12 protein-coding genes and 1 pseudogene are annotated in these 11,987 nt (G+C 60.8%); 9 read left to right on the top strand and 4 right to left on the bottom strand.

Annotated features, from left to right (window positions below; translation table 11 throughout):
- Positions 1-4: 4 nt before the first annotated feature.
- Positions 5-811 (top strand): thioesterase family protein, encoded by an 807-nt coding sequence (locus BDB13_RS30490; RefSeq protein WP_094275713.1) that lies wholly within the window; start codon positions 5-7, stop codon positions 809-811.
- A gap of 112 nt (positions 812-923) precedes the next feature.
- Entirely contained in the window at positions 924-1,376 is a 453-nt protein-coding gene (locus BDB13_RS33405) for a MarR family winged helix-turn-helix transcriptional regulator (RefSeq protein WP_094275712.1), read from the top strand.
- 18 nt (positions 1,377-1,394) lie between these two features.
- Here the strand turns inward: BDB13_RS33405 and BDB13_RS33400 are convergent.
- Positions 1,395-1,598, bottom strand: a pseudogene (locus BDB13_RS33400) (recombinase family protein); the annotation flags it as partial.
- 268 nt (positions 1,599-1,866) lie between these two features.
- Positions 1,867-3,303 (bottom strand): pentapeptide repeat-containing protein, encoded by a 1,437-nt coding sequence (locus BDB13_RS30475; protein ID WP_094275710.1) that lies wholly within the window; start codon positions 3,301-3,303, stop codon positions 1,867-1,869.
- Between the two features lie 278 nt (positions 3,304-3,581).
- Between BDB13_RS30475 and BDB13_RS30470 the strand changes: the two genes are divergently transcribed.
- Both BDB13_RS30470 and BDB13_RS30465 read left to right on the top strand, forming a co-directional pair.
- Complete coding sequence (locus BDB13_RS30470) at positions 3,582-3,941, top strand: PadR family transcriptional regulator (protein WP_094275709.1); 360 nt, start codon at positions 3,582-3,584, stop codon at positions 3,939-3,941.
- Between the two features lie 83 nt (positions 3,942-4,024).
- Positions 4,025-4,600: a hypothetical protein gene (locus BDB13_RS30465; RefSeq protein ID WP_141210780.1), complete on the top strand. Its 576-nt coding sequence runs from the start codon at positions 4,025-4,027 to the stop codon at positions 4,598-4,600.
- Positions 4,601-4,654: 54 nt separating this feature from the next.
- Here BDB13_RS30465 and BDB13_RS30460 read toward each other — a convergent pair whose 3' ends face one another.
- Positions 4,655-5,077 carry a hypothetical protein gene (locus BDB13_RS30460; protein ID WP_094275707.1) on the bottom strand — a complete coding sequence of 141 codons (423 nt, stop codon included), beginning with the start codon at positions 5,075-5,077 and terminating at the stop codon, positions 4,655-4,657.
- A 303-nt stretch (positions 5,078-5,380) separates the two neighbouring features.
- Complete coding sequence (locus tag BDB13_RS30455; RefSeq protein WP_094275706.1) at positions 5,381-5,977, bottom strand: TetR/AcrR family transcriptional regulator; 597 nt, start codon at positions 5,975-5,977, stop codon at positions 5,381-5,383.
- A gap of 51 nt (positions 5,978-6,028) precedes the next feature.
- Here BDB13_RS30455 and BDB13_RS30450 point away from each other — a divergent pair, with 51 nt between their 5' ends.
- From BDB13_RS30450 to BDB13_RS30430, 5 genes are all read left to right on the top strand, one after another.
- A complete protein-coding gene (locus BDB13_RS30450) occupies positions 6,029-6,952 on the top strand; it encodes an alpha/beta hydrolase (RefSeq protein ID WP_094275705.1) in 924 nt (307 codons plus the stop codon).
- Between the two features lie 284 nt (positions 6,953-7,236).
- Complete coding sequence (locus BDB13_RS30445; RefSeq protein WP_094275940.1) at positions 7,237-8,400, top strand: IS30 family transposase; 1,164 nt, start codon at positions 7,237-7,239, stop codon at positions 8,398-8,400.
- Between the two features lie 38 nt (positions 8,401-8,438).
- Positions 8,439-8,786 carry a DUF3024 domain-containing protein gene (locus BDB13_RS30440; protein ID WP_094275704.1) on the top strand — a complete coding sequence of 116 codons (348 nt, stop codon included), beginning with the start codon at positions 8,439-8,441 and terminating at the stop codon, positions 8,784-8,786.
- 579 nt (positions 8,787-9,365) lie between these two features.
- On the top strand, positions 9,366-10,637 hold the full coding sequence (locus BDB13_RS30435) for a pentapeptide repeat-containing protein (RefSeq protein ID WP_141210779.1): 1,272 nt from the start codon (positions 9,366-9,368) through the stop codon (positions 10,635-10,637).
- Between the two features lie 205 nt (positions 10,638-10,842).
- On the top strand, positions 10,843-11,382 hold the full coding sequence (locus BDB13_RS30430) for a hypothetical protein (protein ID WP_141210778.1): 540 nt from the start codon (positions 10,843-10,845) through the stop codon (positions 11,380-11,382).
- Positions 11,383-11,987 lie beyond the last annotated feature (605 nt).

Here is an 11,987-nt window from a genome sequence, read left to right as displayed (position 1 = left end):
CGATATGAGCGAAGATCACGCCTTCTTCACCGATACCCCGGATGGACTTGTCCCGACCGAGCTGGCGCGGAGCCATTGGTCTCCGAAGTTCATCAACGGCCCGGCAACGTGCGGGGTCATTGCCCGTGCCCTCGAGAATGACCACGGGGCAGACCACCTAGTCCCCTCACGGTTGACCGTCGATCTGTGTCAGCCGATCCCTGCGGAACCGCTGACTATCGAGACCACCCGTATCCGCGACGGCAACCGCATCCGTGTCGCCGACGCTGTCGTACTCCACGAAGGCAAGGTGATCGCCCGGGCGACCGCGGTATTCCTTCGCCCCTCGTCGCAGCCAGCCGGGCAGCTGTGGGGTCGTTCCTCGATCCCCCAACCACCCCCGGCCGATCTGCCAGCCCTCGAACAGGCCATCACGGTCCCTCTGTTCGGCAGTGACGACCACCCCGACGGGTGGTCGGTAGCCATCCATGAACACCAGGGAGCCAGCCGAAAACGTATGTGGTCCCAGCGGATCGCCGCTGTCAGGGGCGAAACACCATCACCCTTCGTGGCCGCGGCCATCGTTGGCGAAGCAACCAGCCTGGTAACGAACTGGGGAACCCGTGGGCTGAGCTTCATCAACGCAGACCTCACCCTGGTGTTGGCTCGGCTGCCAGTCGGTCGGGAGATGGGCGTCGAGGCCGACAACCACGTCAGCGCATCCGGTATCGCTGTCGGATCGGCGGTCTTGTTCGATCGAGAAGGGCCCATCGGCACCTGCACGGTCAGCGCGATCGCCAACGAACAGCGCACGATCAACCTCGGCGCATAGAGGCCCGCTATCGATCTGCATCGGTGGCGTGTCCTTTCGGACGCGCCACCGATGCCAGCCAAGGCGCATATCGTTGGATACTATAAACATTAGGGTGCCCTATAATTGGGTCATGAGTTCGCCAGAGTACGCCCCCCGCCTGTCACGCCGGCCAGGATTCGTGCTCATTCGCACTGCTCTGCGGATCAGGCAGATCTATGCCGAAGCCCTCGCCGGAGTGGGGCTCCTGCCGAACCAGCACGCAATCTTGAGCACCCTCGAGGAGTTCGGGCCGTGCCACCAGAAAGAACTCGCGAAGCGGGTTGTCGTCGACCAGGGAGACATCGTCGCCTACCTCGACGGGCTACAAACCAACGGTCATGTCGTCCGCGAACGGGATCCGAATGACAGACGACGTCAGATCGTCACGATCACCGATACCGGGCGAGAGATTCTCGCCGAGAGTGACCGAGTGCTCGATCACGTTGAAGCCGACACGTTCTCGGTGCTGAGCGCGAAGGATCGGGGCAACCTCGATCGAATCGCGACAAGCCTTTACGACGCAGCAGCTTTCGCTGCCGAATAGTGGGATGAGCGGTCGACCGAGCCCGTCCGGTCGGCAGACGACCAGGGCGTCACCTTCTCGGAGATGGCCGAGCAGATCGAGTAGCACTGGCACGTCGTTTGGTGCGCCGCTCGCCACTTCTTCCCAGACCCGAACGCACTGAATGCCCGTCAGAGCGTCCCTCTGCAAATCGAGTACCTGATCGGTCCCGCTTACCCGTCTGTATGCAAAAGTAGCGCTCACGGGACGGCTGTCTCAGAATCCCCCGACAGGCTCAAGCGGGCACCCTGAAGGGTGAGACAGGTTTCTGGGACACATCACAATCTGGCAACGAGACGCTGCGATTTCACTGTGGCATTGGTTTGACTGCCCTTTGAACCTATCCGGCCGTCTTGCGGCCGGCGGGCGGCAAGACGACGAATGTGTTTCACCTTCACTCGCCCCAGTAACGGCCGATACTGAGGCACTGCCAAACGAACCACTCCCCACAACGGGCAGACCCTCATACCGCCTAAGGGCGCTCGCGTGACGTGGGCGGGGAAAATCCTTCCGGCCAGATTGTAAGCGCGGTCCAGTAAATGTGGCTGAGGTTTGCACGTTCGATTTTTGCGCCCGCGAGGTTTGCACCGTGCAGGTTCGCGTTGGTCAGGTTTGCTTCGGTGAGATCGGCGTTCATTAATTCCGCGTCAACCAATGTTGCTTCGGTCAGGTTTGCTTCGGTTAAGTCCGCACCGGACAACTTCCCTCCGGTCAGATTCGCACCAGACAGATTCGCGCCGGTTAAGTCCGCACCGGACAACTTCCCTCCGGACAGGTTCGCACCGGACAGGTTCGCCGTGAACATGACTGCATCTAGCAGGTTCACGCGGGTCAGGTTCGCAGAGGTCAGGTTCGCGCCAGACAGATTCGCGCTAGATAGCTTCGCGTGAGCCAGATTCGTACTGGTCAAGTCCGCGTCAACGAGGATCGCACCCGTCAAGTCCGCTCCGAACAGGTCAGAACCAGATAGGTTTACCCAGGTCAAGTCCGCGCCGGCCAAATCCGCGCTGCCCAAGTTCGCTGAGGTCAGGTGCGCAGCGGTCAGGTTCGCGCCGGATAGGTTCACGCGCCACAGGACTGCTCCGGGCAGGTCTGACGAGGTCAGATTCAAGTTTGATATGTCCGCACCGCTAATGGTGCAATCGAATCCTTTCCAGCTTTTCGGATCCGAAGCCTCCGCAGTTGAGCGTTTATGCAATGTGAGGAGGATGGTCTTGCGTACTTCCAGCTCGCCGGTGTCTGGCAGCTCGGCGGTGACCAATGCTGGGGTGTGGGTGTTGGGGGTGCGGAGGTAGGCACGGAGTAGGTCGAGGGCTACTTGTTTCTCATCGCGTTCGTTCTGTTGTTGCCAGTCGTCGGCGAGGGATGCGAGTGCGTAGACGCCCGCGAGTCGGATCGCGGCGGAGTCATGGGCGAGTTGTTCGGCGCAGGTGGTGTAGCGGGATCGTAAGTCTCGGATCACTTCTCGTTTGTAGGTGCGCTCGAACGTTTGCGCCTGCTCCGCCCGGCTGAGCTCGGCTTGTTGTCGCTGTTCCTCGAATTGCTTCTCGTGTCTCGCCTTCTCGTCGGCCGCGACACTTTGCGCGTGTTCGAGTTCTATTGCTGCGTGTGTGAGTTGTTCAGCGGCGGTTTTCTCCGCACTGATTCGAGTGTTGTGTGCGGATCGGAAGGTGAGGACACCAGCCCCGAGAACGCCTGCGCCGCCGAGGACTGTCGCGACGGGTTGCGCGACCCCTGAATCGCCGGAGAGGATCGCGAATCCCGACACGATGAACAATGCGACGCTCACCGTTGCGAGCGCGGTGCCTGCAAAGAAACCGATCCTCGTGCCGCGTGATCCAGGTGGTGGCGCGAGAACTGGAAGCTTATCTACTGGCGAATCTCCGTCCGGCGAATCTGCTGTTGTCATTCGAGTATTGTGCGGTGCCGATCGCGGGTAGGCAGTGCCGCGGCCCCATTCAGCGTCAGCATTAACCAATCTCGTGCATCGTCTCAACAGTCGGAGAGTGTCTCACCGTTCTGATGCCTTACAAACGGCCGAAGGTGAGACGTCAACGGGCATGAATAAATATGCGAGCAATTCCGGTAGGCGCTTAGCCCGTCGACCGTTCGCACCAACCGTCGACGGTGCTGCACTTCGGCCACGCTCCCTTGTAAAGCAATCTACCGGCTGCTAACTTGCTTAACATGAGTGCAGTGGAACGACGAAGCTTGATTCTTCGCGGTGTGCTGGATCTGTGCCTTCTCGCGCTCCTGCGAGATCGACCGGTCTACGGGTACGAACTCACCGAACGGCTGGCTGAACGTGACCTCCTCGTCGCAGGCGGCTCGTCGTATCCACTCCTGGCTCGATTGGAACGAAACGGACTCGTCGCCTCCCAATCTCAGCCCTCTGCATCGGGTCCGCCCAGAAAGTACTACTCCCTCACGACCGCGGGAATCGATGCACTCGAATCCGGGCGGAACGAATGGCATGCCGTCGCCGGCAACGTCACTTCCCTTCTGGACTCCGCCGTCACCGTCGAAAAACGAAAGGGCGCACAGTGAACACCACCGCCGATTCGCCGGCAGACCAAACAGAACGCCAAGCACTCACCCGGACCGCAAATAGGATCTGGAGGAATGCCGCAGTGCGGTCCGCGGACCGCAAGACACTCCTGACCGAACTCGACAGCGAGCTCGGCGGCGCTCTCGATGACGGCAGGAGCGTGACAGCCGTCGTAGGTGAGGACGCGCCGGCCACACTCCGGGCGTGGGCTGACGAACGCGAAATGAGCGGCCGCGCACTACGATTGGGCCTGATAATTCCGGTCGCACTGATCGCCGTGGCCATCGGGTTGAGCGGCACCTTGTACGGACTCACAATCGCGTTCACGAACGTGTATTCCGGGAGTCCGGGAATGCTGGTCCTACCCCTCTATTTGACCAGTGGTGTCCTGGCCTATCTGTGTGCGGTGATGAGCGTGTGGGCGACCCTGCGACTGAGCGGAGACCCGCGTATCTCGGCGACTGTCAAGAGATTGGCGGCTCTACTGCCGATCGGCGCCTTGCTGGCGGTGGGAGCTGGAAGCGGTATCGCATGGCTGCAGGGTTTCACCACCACGCCTCTCACCTTCGCAGTGGTTATTGCCGTCGTAGTCCTCGTTCTGGCGCTAACCGTATCGGCGGCACGGCATCTCGCACTTGAGCATCACTACAGCAGTTGACACCACTGACGAGAATGTTCGACTCCCCGCCTGTGCCTGTCGGTGGGTGTGGAGCTACCGCAGTCGGTAGGTCGCACCGCTTTTGAGTTCGTCAGAGGTGAAGGACTGCTGTGCAAAGGTGTTGTTCACGTAGATGTCGTAGCTTTTCTGGTTCGCGGGGACGGCATCGAAGTGCGCGGTAAAGGTGCATGTGCCTGTGCCGTCGGGATTCTGATCGATGGACTCGGCTTCCAATGTCGACCTGGTGGATGCGGCGCCGCTGCCTCCGAAAATGTTTATTTGGTCGTTGGGAGCGACACGAATCTCTCCGATGGTGCATTCGCCGGAGTCGACTGATACTTGGTCTGCTTCGCCGATGACGGTCACAGTGGCCGCGAAGGTTGTCGGCACCTCAATATTGTGCGCGCAGCTCGTCAGGATCAGCACCCCTGCGGATACCACTGCTATGGCCGCAATCTGTTCCAGTCTTTTCCTCATGGACAGTCACGGTAGAGAGGCAGACTCGTAGCCGTGGTTGATCGACTGACAGCGGTGCGGTCGAGTTCCTACTTGGCTTGCGTCACAGCTTCGTGCATATCGGCGATCATGCGCATCTTGGATGCGAACGAATCTGGAATGTCTCACGAATCAGTGCCCCAGAACCGGCCGATTCTGGGGCATCTGAAGGTGAGACAATGGCGAACTACCACTAGCGCAGGCCGCTACCGGATCGTCATGGGAGTACTTCGCATGGAGTGAAGCAAGATTGACGACTCTTGGCTGTCCGCGTGAAACCGTGCACTAGTGCAAGCCGTTCCCTGTCGAGTGATCGACGATTGCGCGGGCGAGTGCCGCTGGATCAGTCGACTTCCCGCCGATAAGTTGGTGGATCTGCCCATCAGCCGCCGCGACGAACAATCGCGCTCGCATCAGCGCTACATCTTCGGGAACACCGGCGCGCGCAAGGTGGGGAACAAGACGAACGGACACTCCCTCCACTAGGTCCCGAAACTCTCGAACGATCTCATCGGATCGTGGCGCAAACTCGCGCATCACCGAATGCGCCTTGGGATAGCGGGAATTGAGGTCAACAGAGGCCGACACCAATCGCTCGGCAACCACCGACCATTCGGGTTGCGCCTCGTCCAGCTGGTCCAAAACCGAAGCCAGCCTCGAACTGCTCTCCCGTAGGTGCCGGAGAGCCATCGCGTGGATGATGGCGTGCTTGTCCGGGAAATACTGATACAGGGAACCGACAGACACTCCAGCCTCGTCAGCAATGCGATTCGTCGTCGTAGCTATTCCCTCCCGATCGAGAACGCGAGTAGCCGCCTCCACGATGCGGTCGACAGTGGCCCGAGAACGCTCCTGAGCAGGCGTCTTTCTTGGCCTACTCATGACGCCTAATGCGAGTTGTCACAGCACTAACCTTCCATAAGGATCTTCAGGATGGATGTTGCACGATATGCCCAATTCTTGCCGGAAGAGTTCCAGTCGACACAGCATCAACCGGTCTCGACGTGGTGGAACTGGAGCAACCGGCAAATTCATGTCGCGCGCGCCTCTCGCCCGGATGCGTCCGTGCGAGTCATGGGGATCCATGGCGCCGGTGGACACGCAGAGGCGCTTTGGCCATTCGCTGCCCTCGCGGCTGACGAGGGTGTGGAAGTCATCTTCCCTGACCTGCCTCTCTATGGCTACACCGTAGAGCCTCAGCCGTCGCTCGTTCGGTACGGCGATTGGATCGACATGCTCTGCGACTTCGTCAACGCCGAACGGGCTGCAGATCCTCGTCCGCTGATCCTGTTCGGGGCCAGCATGGGCGGGATGATGGCTTACGAAATTGCCGCTCGCACAGGACAAGTAGCGGCAGTCCTAGCGACCTGTCTGCTGGATCCCGCTGACCCGGACGCCCGCGCCGCTGCCGCACGCTGGGGTCCTCTGGGACGGGCAGCGCCGACATTGCTGCCGCCTCTTGTGCGTTTCGGTGGCGGCGTGCGCCTGCCGATCAAGTGGCTCGTGCGGATGAACCGGATAAGCAACGATCCCGCACTGTCCATGCTCTGTAGCTCCGACCCGCGCGGTGGTGGTGTTCGAGTCCCCCTTGGGTTTCTTGCCGACTGGTTCGCGTACAAGCACACTCCGCCCGAAGAGTTCACAGCGGCGCCGGTCACTCTCATCCACCCGGCCGCTGATCGTTGGACCCCGCCTCAGCTCAGCCAGCGCTTCCTTGCCCGCGTCGCCGCACCTACCGAGAGCGTTCTGCTCGACAACTGTGGGCATTTCCCTATCGAGGAACCAGGCCTGACGCAACTGGCGGCGGCCGCCCGTTCGGTAGTTTCCGCTGTTGCCGAACAACACAGGCGGTCGTAGGGCCAAGTGAATTGCCGCGGCCACCGAACGTTGGGACGGCGGATTTCATCAAGTTGCCGTAACACAACGAACATCGGAGAGGCATGGCTCGTCTTGGCCGCCGGCATTCAACGTGACGCGGGAGGTGAAACAACGGACGGTCCTCGGTTCAGCTGACATTCCGGATGCCTCGGTAACGTCCGGTTCTGGTGCATTGATCGGTGAGACAGTCCCAGATTCGGCCTTGGTCTCAACAGGTCAACGCATCACTACTGATGAGATGATTCGTGATCGTGGAGGCATGGATGGGCAGCAAGGCACTCGGATTCACTGTGGAGCAGGAGAACCTGATCTGGGATCTCCACCGCCGTGGAGAATCGATACGAGAAATCGAGCGGACCCTCGGGGAAACGATGCCCCGAATTCGTCGTTTCCTACGTGAGTCCGGCGGTATCCGACCAGTCCCACGAGCACGGCGAATCGGCCACATCACCGCCGGTGAACGCGAAGAAGTTTCGCGAGGAATTGCCGCAGGTGACAGCGCTCGGACGATCGCCGAGAAACTCGGACGATCACCGTCCACGATTGCACGCGAGATCGCCCGCAACGGCGGACGTATCGCTTACCGTGCGGTCGAGGCGGATGCAGCGGCGTATGTCCGTGCTCGCCGCCCCAAAATGTCGATCCTGTGTGCCCGGCCCATTCTGCGGACACTCATCACGGAAAAGCTCCATGAGCAGTGGTCACCGCAACAGATCTCCGTCTGGCTCCGACGCGAGTACCCGGCCGATCCGCAGATGTGGGTCTCGCACGAGACGATCTACCGTTGCCTCTACATACCGTCGCGGAAAGTATTCGACAGCAATGTATTTCACGAACTGCGCACCGATCGACCGATACGTCGACCTCGCGGGAAGAAACGCTCCCACGGTCGTGGGCGGATACGAAATATGGTCTCGATCGATCTTCGAGGAGCTGCGGCAAACGATCGTAGTGAGCCCGGGCACCTGGAGGGTGACCTCGTGTTCGGCACCCGCCCGTCAGCGGTCGCGACGCTGGTAGATCGACAATCACGCGTCACTCATGTGGTGGCATTGCCGGACGGGTACCGGGCCGAGACGGTCGCGGATGCGCTGATTGCCTATCTAGGCCGGCTACCTGCGTATCTGCGTCGTTCGTTGACCTGGGATCGGGGACGGGAAATGGCCGAACACGAGCGCATCACCGCAGCCCTCGACATGCCCGTCTACTTTTGCGCCCCGCATCATCCATGGCAACGAGGGACGAACGAAAACGCGAACGGGTTGCTGCGTCAGTACCTGCGCAAGAACGCTGACCTGCGCAGTTTCGCCCAAGATGACCTGAATAGGGTCGCGGTGAGACTCAACGATCGGCCTCGTCGGGTGCTCGATTGGGACAGTCCACGCCAGCGAGAAGAACAGGTGCTCGGTTCCTGCGCAACCGGATAGGAAAGTCGGCCGCCGATGGCGGTTGGCATGATGGGGGCATGGCTGCCACCGGACTTCCCGAGCTCGATGTCGCTCGGGTTGTGAAGTATTGCGCGAGTAGGGTTCCCGATCGTCTGCGTCATGAGATCCGGGTCGAATGCGACATCGCGCCGCGTCATGTGACGATCTGCGAATGCCGGCCGCCGTGGCGGGAGGACCTCGGCCCGGAGTGGACGCGATTTCCGATCGCCCGCCTGTATTACACGAAGAAAACCGGGTTGTGGACGTTGTATTGGCGGGACCGCCACCTCAAATTTCACCGCTACCAGTTTTTGGATCCGAGCCCTCATATTCAGGATTTACTCGATCACATCGAAAGTAGTGGTGATCCGATCTTCTGGGGTTGATCGGTTATCGTCGGCGATGCATTGGCCTGTGTGGGGTGACGACATTCATCGGTTGAGGAAGCAAACAGTCGATTAGCATCGGCAACATGCCTCTTCCGAAGAATCTGGACCGGTACAGCGTGCCGCTACTAATTGCCTGTGCCATCGCATTCTTCGCCCTCGCCGCTACAGGAGAGGGCAGGGCAGTGACATCGGGGATCGTGGCCGGAATTGCAGCAACAATCGCAGCGTTGATCCTATGGAGCAAAAATCGATCTAGACGTCATTAGTTTCCGCTCAACGTTGCGAACGTGACCGGCGCCAAAGCGGGCAGTGTCATCTGGGGCGACAGCGGCTCGGCGCACGGACTCTCGACAGGATTAGTCGACCTGGCGTCCTCCGCATTCTATAGCTGAGCCAGTATTGTCGGTGATGCGTTGACCTGTTGAGACCAAGGCCGATTCCGAGACAGTCTCTCCCGCGACCAACCGCCACCGGATTTCATACATCAAGGCGAGTGTCCGTTATGTTTCATTCTCGTGGTTGCTTTCCGTGACCGAACCGCACCCGTGCGGAATCCGCCGGAAAGGCAACTACACCATGACCACACCTGATCTTCGTCGCCGACCGGACCGAACTCACCGCACCCGCGCCGCCGGCGCGTTCGGGGCTGCGGTTCTCGCTGCCGCCACGATCGCGACCGTCGGCACCGGCACCGCCGCCGCCGCCACTGCCGCCGAGATCCTCACCGCCGCCTGCACCCACTACGAACCGGACCCGGTCTGGAACCCTGGCAATCCTGCACTGAACAGAGTGTCCGACTGCCACGGCGCGTACCTGTTCGGCGCGGACCTGGCCGGCGCGAACCTGGCCGGCGCGAACCTGAACAGCGCGAACCTGTTCGTCGCGAGCCTGAACGGCGCAAACCTGACCGGCGCAAACCTGACCGGCGCGATCCTGACCTACGCGAACCTGACCTTCGCGAACCTGAACGACGCAAACCTGAACAGCGCAAACCTGAACGACACGGACCTGACCAGCGCGAACCTGACCGGAAGCAGCGTAATCCCAGGCAACGTCTCCGCCCCCGCCACATCCGTGGACGGAGCCACCGCCACCTGGACTGCCCCCACACTCCCTATCGGAGTGACCGTCAACTCCTGCGACCACACATCCGGAACACAGTTTCCGATCGCCCCCACCCTCGTGACGTGCACCGTCGGCAACGACAGAGCCGGCACCGGCACCGGCACCTTCACCGTCACCACCCAAGCTCCCCTTTTCGCCGACACCACACCCGTCGCATTGACCGGCACCGTCGGCACCGTCCTGACCCGCACCTTCACCGCCACCGGAACCCCGAACCCCACCGTCACCGTGGTGGACCCGACACAGCTTCCGCCCGGAATGACCTTCAGAAACGCCACCGGTGTTCCGACCCTGTCCGGAACACCCACCGCCGCAGGCAGTTACACGTTCACTCTCACCGCCGACAACGGCGTCGGAACCCCCAAAACTCTCGATGTGACGATGACTGTTGCTCCGACTCCGGTCGCTCCTGTGTTCGCGGACACCACACCCGTCGCATTGACCGGCACCGTCGGCACCGTCCTGACCCGCACCTTCACCGCCACCGGAACCCCGAACCCCACCGTCACCGTGGTGGACCCGACACAGCTTCCGCCCGGAATGACATTCGCGAACGATCCCGTCACCGGTGTTCCGACCCTGTCCGGAACACCCACCGCCGCAGGCAGTTACACGTTCACTCTCACCGCCGACAACGGTGTCGGTGCCCCCGTCAGCCTCACAACGACGGTCACCGTCGAAGCACCCGCGACCGGTTCCCTCGGATCGCTCTTCGGCAGCTGATTTTCCGACCCGTGCGCACATTCTGACGACGTTGTCCTCCGCCCCATTTCGTGGGGCGGAGGACAACGTCGTTTCGGGGACTGTCTCACTAATTCAGTGCACCAGAACCGGCCGAATCTGAGGCACTGCGAACGGGTGCCGAGGAATGTCTTGCATCAAAATTCAGGAGAGTGCGATGCGCGTACACCATTGGCAAGGCGTGGAAATGAAAAGCTTGACCCGGCAGTACGGTCGAATCGTGCACATACCTCTCTCCGACGCCGTAGATCACTTCAAGCGTGAGCCTGGCGCTCCAAGCAACGCCTACGGCTGGCACCGGAAACAGGCGACCCGCGACGGAAAAGTCTTGCTCGGCGAAGACCACATCGACGCAGTCAAGCAGGGACGGCGGTGGATGGTCGATGAGGCCGATCTGGAGGATGCGTTGATCAAGCACCGTGAGCAACGAGCACACGTAAACCGGATGACAGCTGACTACGACTCGCGGATCCTCCATCCAGGCACCGTGAAAACGGTCGGTGGCGGGTACCAGGTGAAAGGCGACTTCCACTTCCTCTGGAACGATATGGACGTTGCTCTCAAGCGAAGTAGTGGTTTCTGGCGCTGCAACAAGTGTTGGGACCCCGCTGCGGCCGAGCGCAACGGCGAGGAGTGTCACCGCTGCAGTGACTGGAGCCCGTGTGCCAATGACTGCACGCTCAGCCGGATCTACTGCCCCACCTGCGGCACGTCCGAGACGATGTAGCGTCTGCTACTCGGACAGCAGGACGGACCATGAGTCCGAATGCCACTGCTCGAATTCCCATGGCGACTTCGATAGGAGCACTGAATATTTCGATCTCATTCAGGTCCGGCAGGGTGGGGCAAGTTCTAACGGTGGTCTCGACTCAAGCTGCCATAAACAAGAACCCAATCAATCCCCCGGACTCGATGAGTTCAGCAGGCCGAAGAGTTCGAAGTGCTTGAGCTTCCACTGAGCGTGCAGTCGTCTTCTGAAAAGTGCAGTCGTCTTCTAAAACTGACACTCGCCCCGTCGATCGAGCCGTCACGTCCACGGCCGACCGAATTTGTCGAGCACTCCGTGCCGAATAGTTCGGTGAAAAACCTGCCAAAATTCCAAGAGTCGGCGGCAATTCACCGACAAGGACCGGCACCTGCGAAGATGATCCGACCGGCCGGGTTGAATGCCCGGCATTCACTGAATGGGTGCCACATCGAGACAACACAAGGCGCCGATAGGGGAAACTTCGCTCCGGCTCCACCGCATGCCTAGTCACACAGTGCTAGCGCCGCCAATTCTGCAACCTTCTGCGCAGCGAACGTGACTGGGGTCACCTTGTCGCAAATGTT

The organism is Rhodococcus sp. OK302 (genome assembly GCF_002245895.1).
Classification (GTDB): Bacteria; Actinomycetota; Actinomycetes; order Mycobacteriales; family Mycobacteriaceae; genus Rhodococcus_F.
Note: the sequence above shows the minus strand (reverse complement) of the source record. Positions and strands in the feature narration are given on the sequence as shown.

Coding starts and splice junctions, on each gene's coding strand:
- BDB13_RS30490 (WP_094275713.1), top strand. CDS start 5: ATGAGCGAAGATCACGCCTTCTTCACCGATACCCCGGATGGACTTGTC.
- BDB13_RS30460 (WP_094275707.1), bottom strand. CDS start 5,077: ATGAGGAAAAGACTGGAACAGATTGCGGCCATAGCAGTGGTATCCGCA.
- BDB13_RS30435 (WP_141210779.1), top strand. CDS start 9,366: ATGACCACACCTGATCTTCGTCGCCGACCGGACCGAACTCACCGCACC.
- BDB13_RS30445 (WP_094275940.1), top strand. CDS start 7,237: ATGGGCAGCAAGGCACTCGGATTCACTGTGGAGCAGGAGAACCTGATC.
- BDB13_RS30430 (WP_141210778.1), top strand. CDS start 10,843: ATGAAAAGCTTGACCCGGCAGTACGGTCGAATCGTGCACATACCTCTC.
- BDB13_RS30440 (WP_094275704.1), top strand. CDS start 8,439: ATGGCTGCCACCGGACTTCCCGAGCTCGATGTCGCTCGGGTTGTGAAG.
- BDB13_RS30475 (WP_094275710.1), bottom strand. CDS start 3,303: ATGACAACAGCAGATTCGCCGGACGGAGATTCGCCAGTAGATAAGCTT.
- BDB13_RS30455 (WP_094275706.1), bottom strand. CDS start 5,977: ATGAGTAGGCCAAGAAAGACGCCTGCTCAGGAGCGTTCTCGGGCCACT.
- BDB13_RS30450 (WP_094275705.1), top strand. CDS start 6,029: ATGGATGTTGCACGATATGCCCAATTCTTGCCGGAAGAGTTCCAGTCG.
- BDB13_RS30470 (WP_094275709.1), top strand. CDS start 3,582: ATGAGTGCAGTGGAACGACGAAGCTTGATTCTTCGCGGTGTGCTGGAT.
- BDB13_RS33405 (WP_094275712.1), top strand. CDS start 924: ATGAGTTCGCCAGAGTACGCCCCCCGCCTGTCACGCCGGCCAGGATTC.